Below are 14,200 nucleotides of genomic sequence, written 5' to 3'. Positions count from 1 at the left end.
AAGTTGGGATACAGAATACCCATCACGCTCGGCAATATAGAACCGCTGGCGTCTAAACCCTTTCGGCCAGGCAAAATGGCGCTGGTCTGCGAAGGCGGCGGCCAGCGCGGCATTTTCACCGCCGGCGTGCTGGACGAGTTTCAGCGCGCGGGCTTTAACCCTTTCGATCTGTTGATCGGCACATCGGCCGGCGCTCAGAATCTGTCTGCCTATATCTGCGGGCAGATGGGCTACGCGCGCCGGGTGATCACCCGTTACACCACTTCGGCACAGTTCTTCAATCCGCTGCGCTTCGTGCGCGGCGGGCATCTGATCGATCTCGATTGGCTGGTTGATACGGCGGCGGCGCAGATGCCGCTGGCGATGGACGTGGCGGAACAGCATTTTACCGACGGGCGCGAATTCTTACTGTGCGCCTGCCGCAGCGACGATTTCGAGCCGACCTATCTGCCTGCGCAGCGCGAACGCTGGCTGCCGGCCATCAAGGCATCCAGCGCCATTCCCGGCTTCTATCGCCAGGGAGTGGAGCTGGACGGCGTCAGCTATCAGGACGGCGGCATCAGTGATGCGATCCCGGTGGAAGAGGCCTATCGCCGCGGCGCTGACACTATCGTGGTGATCCGCACCGTGCCTTCGCAGATGTACTACACCCCGCAGTGGATGAAGCGCATGGAGCATTGGCTGAGCGACAGCAGCCTGCAGCAGATGGTGCGCATCCTGCAGCATCACGAGCAAAGCTATCACCGCATCCAGCGCTTTATCGAAAAGCCGCCGGGCAAGCTGCGCATCTTCGAGATCTTCCCGCCGAAGCCGCTGGCCAGCAATGCGCTGGGCAGCCGATTGGGAGCGCTCAATCAGGATTATCACCTGGGGCGCCGCTGTGGCCGCTACTTTCTGGCCACCGTCGGCCAGTGGATGGCACAGCCGGAGCCCGACGGCATCAAGGTGCGAAAAGCGTTGTCGCGCCGCCTGATCCAGCCGGAGAACGTCAGAATGCCTTCGCCGATCGTGACCGACATCGCCATGCCCACCGAGCGGGCGGCGCAGCCGGAGGCGGCAGTAGCGGCACCGAAAATCATCCTGCCGGGCGATCTGCCGCCGGGTGAAGGGGGGGCGCTGTGAGTTACGCCTTTACCGATACCCACTGCCATTTCGATTTCCCGCCCTTTACCGGGCATGAAGTCGAGAGCCTGGCGCGGGCGGCAAGCGCCGGCGTGCAGCGCATCATCGTCCCGACGGTCACTGCCGATCGCTTCGCGCGGGTGTTGCGGCTGGCGCAGGAGCATGCGCCGCTGTTCGCCGCGCTGGGTCTGCACCCGCTATATATCGCGCAGCATCATGAGCCGCAGCTGGAACAGCTGGCGATGCTGTTGGCCGAACGGCCGCACAAGCTGGTGGCGGTGGGGGAGATCGGGCTCGATCTGTATATGGACAACCCACAGTTCGAGCGGCAGCAAAGCCTGCTGCTGGCCCAGTTGAAGCTGGCGAAACAGTATGACCTGCCGGTGATCCTGCATTCGCGCCGCACCCACGATCAGTTGGCCGCCGCGCTGCGGCGCATGCAGCTGCCGCGTCGCGGTGTGGTGCACGGCTTTGCTGGTAGCCTGTCGCAGGCGCAGGCGTTTATTCGCCTCGGCTATTACATCGGCGTGGGCGGCACCATCACCTATGAGCGGGCGCAGAAAACGCGCGCCGTGATGGCGCAGCTGCCGCTAGAGGCGCTGCTGCTGGAGACCGATGCGCCGGACATGCCGCTGGCCGGCTATCAGGGGCAACCGAATCGCCCCGAACGCGCCGCCGAGGTGTTTCAGACGCTGTGTGAACTGCGGCCGGAGTCGGCCGACGAGATCGCCGCCCACCTGCAACGCAATACCCAAACGCTGTTCGCCATGCCAAATTGAAGTCAACATAACGTGACTTGTATCACGTTATAAGATTTTCATTTGCGTCTCGTTGTATACATTTGTGACATAAATCGGTGCGAGGGTGACCTCGCTCAGTATAATCCCCCCGAAACTCTCCAATAGCAGACCTCTCTTCATGAGCAGGGATGTATTTTATTTTTTGCAACAGGGAAACTTTGCATGCAACTCATCATGAGTCTGGTTGGCATGGCGGTGCTGATCGCCATTGCGGTGCTGCTCTCCAGCAACCGCCGGGCCATCAAATTGCGCACCGTCGTGTGGGCGTTCATCATTCAGATCGGCATCGGCGCGCTGGTGCTCTACGTGCCGCTGGGCCGCAGCATCCTCGGCAGTATGTCTAACGGCGTGGCAAACGTTATCGCCTACGGCAATCAGGGCATTTCGTTCATCTTCGGCGGGCTGGTGTCCGACAAGATGTTCGAAGTGTTCGGCGGCGGCGGCTTCGTGTTCGCGCTGCGCGTTCTACCGGTGATCGTGTTCTTCTCCTCGCTGATTGCGGTGCTGTACTACCTCGGCATCATGCAGTTGGTGATCCGTGTGCTGGGCGGCGGCCTGCACAAGCTGCTGGGCACCTCGCGCACCGAATCGCTGTCGGCGACCGCCAACATTTTCGTCGGCCAGACCGAAGCGCCGCTGGTGGTGCGCCCGTATATCGCCACCATGAGCCAGTCAGAACTGTTCGCCGTGATGTGCGGCGGCCTGGCCTCGGTAGCCGGTTCGGTGTTGGCGGGGTACGCGCAGATGGGCGTACCGTTGGAATACCTGATCGCCGCGTCCTTCATGGCCGCGCCGGGCGGGCTGCTGTTCGCCAAGCTGATGGTGCCGGAAACCGAGCAGACCCACGATAAAGACGATGCGATGAAGCTGATCGCCGAAGAAGAGCGTCCGGCCAACGTGATCGACGCGGCGGCTTCCGGCGCGGCCTCCGGCATGCAGCTGGCGCTGAACGTCGGTGCGATGCTGCTGGCGTTTATCGCGCTGATCGCCTTGCTCAACGGCATTCTCGGCGGCATCGGCGGCTGGTTCGATTACCCGCAGCTGTCGCTCGAACTGATCCTCGGTTGGGTGTTCTCACCGATCGCCTTCCTGATCGGCGTGCCGTGGAGTGAAGCGATGACCGCCGGCTCGTTTATCGGCCAGAAGATCATCGTCAACGAGTTTGTCGCCTACATGAACTTCGGCGCCTATCTGCGCCCGGACGATGTGGTGGCGGCAGAAGGCCTGCAGGTGCTGTCAACGCACACCAAGGCGATCATCTCCTTTGCGCTGTGCGGTTTCGCCAACCTCTCCTCGGTGGCGATCCTGCTGGGCGGTTTGGGCAGCATGGCGCCCAACCGTCGCCATGACATCGCGCGCTTCGGTCTGAAAGCCGTGGCGGCGGGCACGCTGTCCAACCTGATGAGCGCCACCATCGCCGGTTTCTTCCTGGCGCTGTAAGCCTTCACGGAGCCCGCGACGGCGCGACCGATCGCGGGACTCCGCCTATACTCTAAGCAACGTGGGTGTTTGTCGCCCCCGCGATCTTCAGCCGCTTCTTTAGCGAATTTGTGAACGATATCGCGTTATTTTGTGATGTTCTTCACATATAATTCCGGTCTGTTACAGTGCTATTTCATATAGTGTGACGATGAACGCGAATCGCCCCCGGCATTCGTGTTCAAATAGCTATTACTGGCCGGCCGCAAGGCGGGTGGCCATGTGCGGTGAGAAGGATCTCAGTTGCCGCCGCGGGAACGCTGTTCCCCTGCGCTATCTTCATGGAACCAAGTCCGCTCGCCAACACCCAGGTACTCAGTTGGAGAGTTTTATGACCGAATTAACCGCAGCAGCGCAACGTGCGCTGAACTTGATGGATTTAACCACGCTGAACGATGATGACACCGACGAGAAAGTGATCGCCCTCTGTCGTCAGGCCAACAGCCCGGCCGGCCACACGGCGGCCATCTGCATCTACCCGCGTTTTATCCCGGTGGCGCGTAAGGCGCTGCGCGAGCAAGGCACGCCGGACATCCGTATCGCCACCGTGACCAACTTCCCGCATGGCAACGACGATATCGACATCGCGCTGGCGGAAACCCGCGCGGCCATCGCCTATGGCGCGGATGAAGTGGACGTGGTGTTCCCTTACCGCGCGCTGATCGCCGGCAACGAACAGGTCGGCTTCGAGCTGGTGAAACAGTGCAAGCAGGCATGCCAGGCGGCCAACGTGCTGCTGAAAGTGATCGTCGAAACCGGTGAGCTGAAGCAGGCCGATCTGATCCGCAAAGCGTCCGAGATCGCCATCAAGGCCGGGGCGGACTTTATCAAGACCTCCACCGGCAAGGTGCCGGTCAACGCCACCCTGGAGAGCGCCGAGCTGATGATGTCGGTGATCCGAGATATGGGCGTGGCGAAGACCGTGGGCTTCAAGCCGGCCGGCGGCGTGCGCACCGCGGAAGACGCGCTGCATTATCTGCAACTTGCCGATCGTATTCTGGGCGAGGGGTGGGCCGACGCGCGGCATTTCCGCTTTGGCGCTTCCAGCCTGCTGGCCAGCTTGCTGACCGCGCTGGGCCACCAGACCCAGACCACCGGCGGCGGTTACTGATCGATTTCGTTGGCGGGCGCCTGGCGCGCCCGTCTGCACCGACTCTCGGCGACACAGGGGGATGCCTTGTTCCTGGCTCAAGAAATTATTCGTAAGAAACGCGACGGCCAGCCGTTAAGCGAAGCGGAAATCCGCTTCTTCATCAACGGCATTCGCGACAACGTGGTGTCGGAAGGGCAGATCGCCGCGCTGGCGATGACCATTTATTTCCATGACATGAGCATGCCGGAGCGCGTGGCGCTCACCATGGCGATGCGCGATTCCGGCACCGTGCTGGACTGGAAGAGCCTGGCGCTGAACGGCCCTATCGTCGACAAGCATTCGACCGGCGGCGTGGGCGACGTGACCTCGCTGATGCTCGGCCCGATGGTGGCGGCCTGCGGCGGCTATGTGCCGATGATCTCCGGCCGCGGCCTGGGGCATACCGGCGGCACGCTGGACAAGCTGGAAGCCATTCCGGGCTTCAATATTTTCCCGGACGATAACGCCTTCCGCAAAATTATTCAGGACGTCGGCGTGGCGATCATCGGCCAGACCAGCTCGCTGGCGCCGGCGGACAAACGTTTCTACGCCACCCGCGATATCACCGCCACCGTGGATTCGATCCCGCTGATCACCGCCTCCATTCTGGCCAAGAAGCTGGCGGAAGGGCTGGATGCGCTGGTGATGGACGTGAAGGTGGGCTCGGGCGCCTTTATGCCGACCTATGCCCTGTCGCAAGATTTGGCGCAGGCGATCGTCGGCGTGGCCAACGGCGCGGGCTGCAAGACCACCGCGCTGCTGACCGACATGAATCAGGTGCTGGCTTCCAGCGCCGGTAACGCGGTGGAAGTGCGCGAAGCGGTGCGCTTCCTGACCGGCGAATACCGCAACCCGCGCCTGCTGGAAGTGACGCTGGCGCTGTGCGTGGAGATGCTGCTGTCCGGCGGCCTGGCGCAAGACGAGGCCGATGCGCGCGCCAAACTGCAGGCGGTGCTGGACAACGGCAAAGCGGCTGAGGTGTTTGGCCGCATGGTGGCGGCGCAGCAAGGGCCGATAGACTTCGTCGAACGTTATGATAGCTATCTGCCGGCGGCAACGCTGAGCAAGCCGGTGTATGCTGAAAAGCCGGGCATCATCAGCGCCATGGATACCCGTGCGCTGGGTATGGCGGTGGTGTCGCTGGGCGGCGGCCGTCGCCGGGCAAGCGACGCCATCGACTACAGCGTTGGCCTGACCGAGGTGGCGCGCCTGGGCGATAAGGTGGATACCCAGCAACCGCTGGCGATGATCCACGCCAACGATGAAGAGAGCTGGCAGCTGGCGGCCGATGCGGTGCGCAGCGCAATGACGTTGAGCGACAAGGCGCCGGAAGCGACGCCGGTGGTGTATAAGCGCATCACGGAATAACCCAAGAATCAGGAACGACCGCGGCTTTTTCGCGGCCGTCCAAAGCGTGAGAACACGCAGGAGAGCACAGATGAAACGTACATTTATTATGGTATTGGACTCCTTCGGTATCGGTGCCAGCGAAGACGCCGAACGTTTTGGCGATCGGGGTTCTGACACCCTGGGCCATATTGCCGAAGTTTGCGCGCGTGGTGAGGCCAACGTGGGCCGCCAGGGCCCTCTGACGCTGCCTAACCTGAGCCGTCTGGGCCTTGGCAAAGCGGCGGAAGAGTCCACCGGCAACTTCCCGCAGGGGCTGGATCGCAACGCCGATATCATCGGTGCTTACGCTTACGCCAGCGAACTCTCTTCCGGTAAAGACACGCCGTCGGGCCACTGGGAAATCGCCGGCGTGCCGGTGCTGTTCGACTGGGGTTACTTCAAGGACGAGCACAACAGCTTCCCGCAGGCGCTGCTGGACAAACTGGTCGAACGCGCCAAGCTGCCGGGCTACCTGGGCAACTGCCACTCATCCGGCACCGTGATCCTCGATCAGCTGGGCGAAGAGCACATGAAAACCGGCAAGCCGATTTTCTACACCTCCGCTGACTCGGTGTTCCAGATCGCCTGCCATGAAGAAACCTTCGGCCTGGATCGTCTGTATGAGCTGTGCGAAATTGCGCGTGAAGAGCTGACCGAAGGCGGTTACAACATCGGTCGCGTGATCGCGCGTCCGTTCGTCGGCGATAAGCCGGGCCACTTCCAGCGCACCGGCAACCGTCACGATCTGGCGGTAGAGCCGCCGGCGCCGACCGTGCTGAAAAAGCTGGTGGACGAGAAGGGCGGCGAAGTGGTGTCGATCGGTAAAATCGCCGACATCTACGCCAACGTTGGCATCACCAAGAAGGTGAAGGCGACCGGCATCGATGCGCTGTTTGACGCGACCCTGATTGAAATGGAAAAGGCCGGCGATAACACCATTGTGTTCACCAACTTCGTGGACTTCGACTCCTCTTACGGCCACCGCCGCGACGTGGCGGGCTACGCCGCCGCGCTGGAGCTGTTCGACCGCCGCCTGCCGGAGCTGCTGAAGCTGGTGAAAGACGAAGACATCATCATCTTCACCGCCGACCACGGCTGCGACCCAACCTGGCCGGGCACCGACCACACCCGCGAGCACATCCCGGTGCTGGTTTACGGCCCGAAAGTGAAACCGGGCTCGCTGGGCCACCGCGAGACCTTCGCCGACATCGGCCAGACCGTCGCCAATTACTTTGGCCTGTCGCCGATGGATTACGGTAAGACCCTGTTCTAAGCTCTGTCTTTCAAGCCGTAGCGTTGTTAGCTTCACGCGTGAACCCCAGTCGCTTACTCAAGTAAGCGACTGGGGATTCACCCGCTAGCTGCCTGGCTGCAACTCGACATTCAAGGCTTAGATGTTTGACGTTTTTATTAAATAAGATTTCTAAAGGAAGAAAATTATGGCTACGCCGCACATTAATGCTGAGATGGGTGATTTCGCTGACGTAGTACTGATGCCGGGCGACCCGCTGCGCGCAAAATACATCGCCGAAACCTTCCTGGAAGGCGCGGTGGAAGTGAACAACGTGCGCGGCATGTTGGGCTTCACCGGCACCTACAAAGGCCGCCGCATCTCCGTAATGGGCCACGGTATGGGCATCCCGTCCTGCTCCATCTATGCGCGCGAGCTGATTGCCGAATTCGGCGTGAAGAAGATCATTCGCGTCGGTTCCTGCGGCGCGGTGCGTGACGATATCAAACTGCGCGACGTGGTGATCGGCATGGGCGCGTGCACCGACTCCAAGGTGAACCGTCTGCGCTTCAAGGACAACGACTACGCGGCGATCGCCGACTTCGACATGGTGCGCAACGCGGTCGACGCGGCGGCGGCGCAGGGCATCCCGGCGCGCGTGGGCAACATCTTCTCCGCCGACCTGTTCTACACCCCGGATCCGGACATGTTCCAGGTGATGAAGAAGTACGGCATCCTGGGCGTGGAAATGGAAGCGGCCGGCATCTACGGCGTGGCGGCGGAGCTGTACGAAGAGTTCGGCTGCAAGGCGCTGACCATCTGCACCGTGTCCGACCACATCCTGCGTCACGAAGCGACCACGGCGGCGGAACGCCAGACCACCTTTAACGAAATGATCGTTATCGCGCTGGAATCCGTGCTGCTGGGCGACAAAGCGTAATACCCCGGCGGGCGTCATCATGGCGCCCGCCCGTCAATCTATTCATTCCGCTTGGCCAGTTTTGGCTAACGCTTTACCTTTCTGCCGTTTAACGCTATTACTTCCTCTATCAATCTATTCGCCAATCTATTCATCTGATGATCACCGTTGAACAAGTTTTGCGCCATGGGCCGGCTACGGCTCGTCAACTGACAGAAGCGTTAGGCATCAGCCAGCCGACGCTATCGCGCCGTATCCGCGAACTGGCGGGCGCGGTATTGATCCTTGGTAAAGGTAAGGCGACGCGCTATGTATTGCGGCGCGGGATCGGCGGTGAGAGGCAGTTTCCGATGTATCGGGTTGATGAACGGGGTAAGGCGCACCTGTTTGCCACGCTTTGCCCGCTGTATCCTGCCGATAACTGTGCGGTGTGCGATGAGCGCAGCGGAGAGTGGCAGCTCTATGATGGTATGCCATGGTATTTGAACGACCTGCGGCCGATTGGCTTTCTCGGGCGAGCCTGGGGAAAAGCAGCGGCGCGCGAGTTGAATTTGCCGGAGGATGTGCGGCGATGGGATGAAGGCCAACGCTTGTTGGCGCTCTGCCGTTATGGCGAAGACATGACCGGCGATCTGCTGCCTGGTGCCGATAGCTATCAGCGCTGGTTAATGCGGGATACTGCCCTCGCCATCACGGTGGAAGATAAAGCCGAGCGTTACGCCGCATTGTCTGTCCAGGCGCTGGCCGGGGAACTGGTGGGCTCTTCCGCCGGTGGCGAGCAGCCCAAATTTGCCGCCTATGCTGAGCTGGCGTCTGGGCGCCGCGCGCATGTTTTGGTGAAGTTCAGCCTGGCGCCGACGCATGTCATTGCACAGCGCTGGAGCGATTTGCTGATCGCCGAGTCGCTGGCGTTGCAGACGGTCGCCGCTGCGGGATTGCCTGCCGCATCGGCGCAAATCCTGTTCGGTGCCGACCGGCAATGCTTTTTAGAGATTGAGCGCTTTGATCGCATCGCTGAAGAAGGGCGGGTAGCGATGGTGTCGCTGGAGGCGTTGGATGCCGAGTTCAGCGGCAGCGGCCATGCCAACTGGGTCGTGGCCGCCGAGAGGCTATTACAGCAAGGGGTGATCAATCACTCTGCCTACCAACGGATTGCCCTGTATTGGGCCTTTGGCCGGTTGATCGCCAATAGCGATATGCACCAAGGCAACCTGTCGTTCTTGCGGATAACCCAGCGGCCGGTCATGTTGGCGCCTTTGTATGATATGTTGCCGATGGCTTTTGCCCCGGCAAGCAGCGGTAATCTGCGCCACGACGCGGTGGAGATCCGTTTGAGCAACGAGGTGAGCGGCGCCGTCTGGCGGCAAGCGGAGCGATTGGCTCTCGAGTTCTGGCGGCAAACGGCGCAACATGACGACATCAGCGAGGCGTTCCGGGCGATTGCCGAGCAAATGTTGGTGCAACTGCAGAAGCTGCACGAGCGCATTCAGCGCCTGGCCTGAGTTACTCCTTCTTCGGCGCTTCCTGTTTTTTCTCCGGCGCATCCTCTTCGTCATCTTCCACCGTATTGCCTTCTGCCAACGGCGTGTTGGCGGTCAACAGGTACGGCGACTGCTGCCAGCGGCTGCGGCGGTGTTGCAGCAGGGTGCGCGCCAGAATGATGCCGATCGCCAGCGCCAGCAGGATCATCAGGCGCAGCAGGTTGGTGGTGTTGTCCACCTGCTTGGATTCGGTTGCCAGCACGTGGGTGTCGAGGGTGATGCGGATAAAGCCGATCGGGCCGTCTTTGCCCTGAATGGATTCGACCAACTGGTGGTTGAAATAGCTGCCGGCGCGCTTGCCGTCGAGCGACAGGCGATCGCGTATACTTATCTGTTCCCCGGCGTGGGAGACCAGCGTGCCATCCTGCTGATACACGCTGACGTCGAGAATGCGGCTGTGATCGGTGAGCTGCTTGAGGATGGCGTCGATGCGCGGGGTGTTGCCGTCGTCGTCCAGCAGCGGCGCCAGGCTGTAGGCGACCTGTTTGGTCAGCGTCTGCGCCAGCTCTTCAACCTGCTCGGATCGCGCCATTTGGTGACTCAGGCTAAAATAAGAGGCGCCCTGCATCAGCAGCACCAGCAAAGCCAGGCAAATCAGGATAATAGCGGTGCGGTGCAGGCGAAATTTCAGTTTAGCGCGAGCCATGCAGGTTCCTTGGGCATCGGGGACACTTTATGTTGCCAGAACCGCTGGCGATAGGATAGCTTGATGCGTCGTTTTATCATGCAGCGTTTTTGTCCATTCAGGAGTCAATGATGTCAAACAGTCTGACCTATTGCGATCTTCCGGCGGAGATCTCTCAATGGCCGGGTCTTCCCCTTTCGCTCAGCGGCGACGAAGTGATGCCGCTGGACTACCGGGCGGGTAATACCGGGTGGCTGTTATATGGCAGAAAGCTGGACAAGGCGCGCATTACCCAATTCCAACGCAAGCTGGGCGCGGCGATGGTGATCGTCACCGCCTGGGGCGTGGACGATTATCAGGTGGTGCGGCTGGCGGGAACCTTGACGCCGCGCGCCAAGCTGCTGGCGGCGGAGAGCGGGCTGGATGTGGCGCCGCTCGGCAAAATCCCGCACCTGCGCACGCCGGGGCTGCTGGTGATGGATATGGATTCGACGGCGATCGAGATCGAGTGCATCGATGAGATCGCCAAGCTGGCGGGCGTCGGCGAGCAGGTGGCGGAAGTCACCGAACGCGCGATGCGCGGCGAACTGGACTTTACCGCCAGCCTGCGCCAGCGCGTCGGCACGCTGAAAGGGGCTGACGCCAATATCCTCAAGCAGGTGCGCGACGAACTGCCGTTGATGCCGGGGCTGACCAGCCTGGTGGGCAAGCTGCAGGCGATGGGCTGGCATGTGGCGATCGCCTCCGGCGGTTTCACCTACTACGCCGAATACCTGCGCAACCGGCTGCGGCTGGTGGCGGCGGCGGCCAACGAGCTGGAGATCCGCGACGGCAAGCTGACCGGCGAAGTGCTGGGGCCGGTGGTGGACGCACAGTTCAAAGCCGATACGCTGCTGCGGCTGGCGGAGAAGCTGGAGATCCCGCTGGCGCAAACCGTGGCCATCGGCGACGGCGCCAATGATTTGAAAATGATGCAGGCGGCGGGGTTGGGCATCGCCTACCACGCCAAGCCGAAAGTGTATGAAAAAGCGCAGGTGGCGATCCGGCATGCGGATCTGATGGGCGTGCTGTGTATTCTCACCGGCAGCCTGAAACACGAAGTGCGATAACGAAAGATTGAGGTAAGACGTGGCAAAAGCGGCAAAACGGGCATTTGTGTGCAATGAGTGCGGGGCGGACTATCCGCGTTGGCAGGGGCAGTGCAGCGCCTGTCATGCCTGGAACACCATCACGGAAGTGCGTTTGGCCGCGTCGCCGGCCGCGGCGCGCAACGATCGCCTCAGCGGCTATGCCGGCGACGCCGGCGTCAGCAAAGTACAGAAGCTGTCGGAAATCAGCCTTGAGGCGCTGCCGCGCTTTACCACCGGCTTTCTCGAGTTCGACCGCGTGTTGGGCGGTGGCGTGGTGCCCGGCAGCGCCATTCTGATCGGCGGCAACCCCGGCGCCGGCAAGAGCACCCTGTTGCTGCAGGTGCTGTGCAAACTGTCTGAACAGATGAAAACCCTGTACGTCACCGGCGAGGAGTCGCTGCAGCAGGTGGCGATGCGCGCTCACCGTTTGGGGCTGCCGACCGGCGGCCTGAACATGCTGTCGGAAACCAGCATCGAGCAGATCTGCCTGATCGCCGAGCAGGAGCAGCCGAAGCTGATGGTGATCGACTCGATTCAGGTGATGCACATGGCGGACATTCAGTCTTCGCCGGGCAGCGTGGCGCAGGTGCGGGAAACCGCCGCCTACCTTACGCGCTTCGCCAAGACGCGCGGCGTGGCGATCGTCATGGTCGGCCACGTTACCAAAGACGGCTCGCTGGCCGGGCCAAAAGTGCTGGAACACTGCATTGACTGTTCGGTGCTGTTGGACGGTGACGCCGATTCCCGCTTCCGTACCCTGCGCAGCCACAAGAACCGCTTCGGCGCGGTCAACGAGCTGGGCGTGTTTGCCATGACCGAACAGGGGCTGCGCGAAGTCAGCAACCCTTCGGCAATCTTCCTTAGCCGCGGTGATGAAGTCACTTCCGGCAGCTCGGTGATGGTGGTGTGGGAAGGTACCCGGCCGCTGCTGGTGGAGATCCAGGCGCTGGTGGATCACTCGATGATGTCCAACCCGCGCCGCGTGGCGGTGGGCCTGGAGCAGAATCGGTTGGCAATCCTGCTGGCGGTGCTGCACCGGCATGGCGGGCTGCAGATGTCGGATCAGGACGTGTTCGTCAACGTGGTCGGCGGGGTAAAGGTCAGCGAGACCAGCGCCGATCTGGCGCTGCTGATGTCGCTGGTCTCGAGCCTGCGCGATCGCCCGCTGCCGAACGATCTGGTGGTGTTCGGCGAAGTGGGGTTGGCGGGGGAGATTCGCCCGGTGCCGAGCGGCCAGGAGCGCATCTCCGAAGCGGCCAAGCACGGCTTCAAGCGCGCCATCGTGCCGCACGGCAATATGCCGAAGAAGCCGCCGGCCAACATGCAGGTGTTCGGGGTCAAGAAGCTGGCGGACGCGCTGGACGTGCTGGAAGAGTTTTATTAATGTCGCCGACGGCGAGAAAGATATGCTATTTTGTTTAGCATACTAAACGGAGGTGGCCATGCCGCAATTTGATTATCTGAAGACGTCCATCAAGCAAAAGGGCTGTACTTTGCAGCAGGTGGCGGATGCCAGCGGCATGACAAAAGGCTATCTCAGCCAGCTGTTGAACGACAAGATCAAAAGCCCGAGCGCGCAAAAGCTCGAGGCGCTGCACCGTTTTCTCGGGCTGGAGTTCCCGCGTAAAGAGGTTAAAGTCGGCGTGGTGTTTGGTAAATTTTACCCGCTGCACACCGGCCACATCTACCTGATCCAGCGCGCCTGCAGCCAGGTGGACGAGCTGCACGTTATCTTGTGCCATGACGAGCCGCGCGATCGCGAGCTGTTCGAGAACAGTTCGATGTCGCAACAGCCGACGGTCAGCGATCGCCTGCGCTGGCTGCTGCAGACCTTCAAGTACCAGAAAAACATCCATATCCACTCGTTCGACGAGCAGGGCATCGAGCCCTATCCGCACGGCTGGAACGTGTGGAGCGATGGCATGAAGGCCTTTATGGAGCAGAAGGGCATCGTGCCGAGCTTCATCTATTCCAGCGAAGCGCAGGACGCGCCGCGCTATCGCGAGCATCTGGGCATCGAAACCATTTTGGTCGACCCCGAGCGTTCGTTCATGAACATCAGCGGCAATCAGATCCGTCAGGATCCGTTCCGTTATTGGGACTACATCCCGACCGAGGTGAAGCCGTTCTTCGTGCGTACTGTGGCGATCCTCGGCGGTGAGTCGAGCGGCAAGTCGACGCTGGTCAACAAGCTGGCCAACATCTTCAACACCACCAGCGCCTGGGAATATGGCCGCGATTACGTGTTCTCGCACCTGGGCGGCGATGAGATGGCGCTGCAGTATTCCGATTACGACAAAATTGCCCTCGGGCAGGCGCAATACGTGGATTTCGCGGTCAAGTACGCCAACAAGGTGGCGTTTATCGATACCGATTTCGTGACTACGCAGGCGTTTTGCAAAAAGTACGAAGGGCGTGAACACCCCTTCGTGCAGGCGCTGATCGACGAATACCGTTTCGATCTGGTGATCCTGCTGGAAAACAACACGCCGTGGGTGGCGGACGGCCTGCGCAGCCTCGGCAGCAGCGCCGATCGCCTGGCGTTCCAGCGCCTGCTGGAGGAGATGCTGCGCGCCAACAACATCGAGTACGTGCACGTTGAATCCAGCGATTACGAAGAGCGTTTCCTGCGCTGCGTCGAGCTGGTGCAACAGCTGCTGGCGGCGGATGCCGGCAGGTTGAGCGCGCCCGCCCATCGCCACGCCGCAGGCTGAGGGAAATTAGCGTAATGTGCGATCGCGGCGGCAGAAACGGCCGCCCTGGCGCACATTTAACGGCTTGTTTAAACATGGTTCATTCGAGAGCGACTACGTTAAGGTTTTCTTTACAATA

General features: G+C 61.3%; 12 protein-coding genes. 11 read left to right on the top strand and 1 reads right to left on the bottom strand.

The features are described from left to right. The first annotated feature begins 3 nt into the window (after nt 1–3). The 8 genes from ACJ8J5_RS07560 to yjjJ all read left to right on the top strand — a co-directional run bounded on the left by ACJ8J5_RS07560 (nt 4) and on the right by yjjJ (nt 9,574). Complete coding sequence (locus tag ACJ8J5_RS07560; RefSeq protein WP_025305211.1) at nt 4–1,122, top strand: patatin-like phospholipase family protein; 1,119 nt, start codon at nt 4–6, stop codon at nt 1,120–1,122. Continuing rightward, entirely contained in the window at nt 1,119–1,901 is a 783-nt protein-coding gene (locus ACJ8J5_RS07555; protein WP_147823071.1) for a TatD family hydrolase, read from the top strand. The genes ACJ8J5_RS07560 and ACJ8J5_RS07555 overlap by 4 nt, the downstream gene beginning before the upstream one ends. A 183-nt stretch (nt 1,902–2,084) precedes the next feature. Then, on the top strand, nt 2,085–3,362 hold the full coding sequence (locus ACJ8J5_RS07550; RefSeq protein WP_038630188.1) for a NupC/NupG family nucleoside CNT transporter: 1,278 nt from the start codon (nt 2,085–2,087) through the stop codon (nt 3,360–3,362). 370 nt (nt 3,363–3,732) lie between these two features. Then, on the top strand, nt 3,733–4,512 hold the full coding sequence (deoC, locus tag ACJ8J5_RS07545) for a deoxyribose-phosphate aldolase (protein WP_414104732.1): 780 nt from the start codon (nt 3,733–3,735) through the stop codon (nt 4,510–4,512). Between the two features lie 66 nt (nt 4,513–4,578). Beyond that, complete coding sequence (gene deoA, locus ACJ8J5_RS07540) at nt 4,579–5,901, top strand: thymidine phosphorylase (protein ID WP_043136047.1); 1,323 nt, start codon at nt 4,579–4,581, stop codon at nt 5,899–5,901. A gap of 70 nt (nt 5,902–5,971) precedes the next feature. After that, nucleotides 5,972–7,195: a phosphopentomutase gene (deoB, locus tag ACJ8J5_RS07535; protein ID WP_043136044.1), complete on the top strand. Its 1,224-nt coding sequence runs from the start codon at nt 5,972–5,974 to the stop codon at nt 7,193–7,195. 166 nt (nt 7,196–7,361) lie between these two features. Further along, the gene (gene deoD / locus ACJ8J5_RS07530) at nt 7,362–8,093 is read left to right on the top strand and encodes a purine-nucleoside phosphorylase (RefSeq protein ID WP_004933059.1); all 732 of its coding nucleotides are present in this window, start codon (nt 7,362–7,364) and stop codon (nt 8,091–8,093) included. Between the two features lie 137 nt (nt 8,094–8,230). After that, nucleotides 8,231–9,574: a type II toxin-antitoxin system HipA family toxin YjjJ gene (gene yjjJ, locus ACJ8J5_RS07525; protein WP_230507070.1), complete on the top strand. Its 1,344-nt coding sequence runs from the start codon at nt 8,231–8,233 to the stop codon at nt 9,572–9,574. Between the two features lies 1 nt (nt 9,575). Here yjjJ and ACJ8J5_RS07520 read toward each other — a convergent pair whose 3' ends face one another. Continuing rightward, entirely contained in the window at nt 9,576–10,259 is a 684-nt protein-coding gene (locus ACJ8J5_RS07520; protein WP_197833287.1) for a YtjB family periplasmic protein, read from the bottom strand. Between the two features lie 110 nt (nt 10,260–10,369). On the opposite strand from ACJ8J5_RS07520, the gene serB reads away from it, so the two are divergent. Genes serB through nadR form a run of 3 tightly spaced genes read left to right on the top strand, consistent with a single transcriptional unit; the run spans nt 10,370 to nt 14,082 of the window. Beyond that, nucleotides 10,370–11,347, top strand: a complete 978-nt coding sequence (serB, locus tag ACJ8J5_RS07515) for a phosphoserine phosphatase (protein ID WP_016929162.1) — start codon at nt 10,370–10,372, stop codon at nt 11,345–11,347. Nucleotides 11,348–11,366: 19 nt separating this feature from the next. Next, a complete protein-coding gene (radA, locus tag ACJ8J5_RS07510) occupies nt 11,367–12,752 on the top strand; it encodes a DNA repair protein RadA (protein ID WP_025159617.1) in 1,386 nt (461 codons plus the stop codon). Nucleotides 12,753–12,810: 58 nt separating this feature from the next. Next, nucleotides 12,811–14,082: a multifunctional transcriptional regulator/nicotinamide-nucleotide adenylyltransferase/ribosylnicotinamide kinase NadR gene (gene nadR, locus ACJ8J5_RS07505; RefSeq protein ID WP_141971058.1), complete on the top strand. Its 1,272-nt coding sequence runs from the start codon at nt 12,811–12,813 to the stop codon at nt 14,080–14,082. Nucleotides 14,083–14,200 lie beyond the last annotated feature (118 nt).

This window comes from Serratia sp. CY43202 (assembly GCF_052168755.1).
Taxonomy (GTDB): Bacteria; Pseudomonadota; Gammaproteobacteria; order Enterobacterales; family Enterobacteriaceae; genus Serratia; species Serratia bockelmannii.
This window is presented reverse-complemented; position numbering and strand designations above follow the sequence as displayed.

Coding starts and splice junctions, on each gene's coding strand:
- ACJ8J5_RS07550 (WP_038630188.1), top strand. CDS start 2,085: ATGCAACTCATCATGAGTCTGGTTGGCATGGCGGTGCTGATCGCCATT.
- deoC (WP_414104732.1), top strand. CDS start 3,733: ATGACCGAATTAACCGCAGCAGCGCAACGTGCGCTGAACTTGATGGAT.
- deoB (WP_043136044.1), top strand. CDS start 5,972: ATGAAACGTACATTTATTATGGTATTGGACTCCTTCGGTATCGGTGCC.
- deoD (WP_004933059.1), top strand. CDS start 7,362: ATGGCTACGCCGCACATTAATGCTGAGATGGGTGATTTCGCTGACGTA.
- yjjJ (WP_230507070.1), top strand. CDS start 8,231: ATGATCACCGTTGAACAAGTTTTGCGCCATGGGCCGGCTACGGCTCGT.
- ACJ8J5_RS07520 (WP_197833287.1), bottom strand. CDS start 10,259: ATGGCTCGCGCTAAACTGAAATTTCGCCTGCACCGCACCGCTATTATC.
- serB (WP_016929162.1), top strand. CDS start 10,370: ATGTCAAACAGTCTGACCTATTGCGATCTTCCGGCGGAGATCTCTCAA.
- nadR (WP_141971058.1), top strand. CDS start 12,811: ATGCCGCAATTTGATTATCTGAAGACGTCCATCAAGCAAAAGGGCTGT.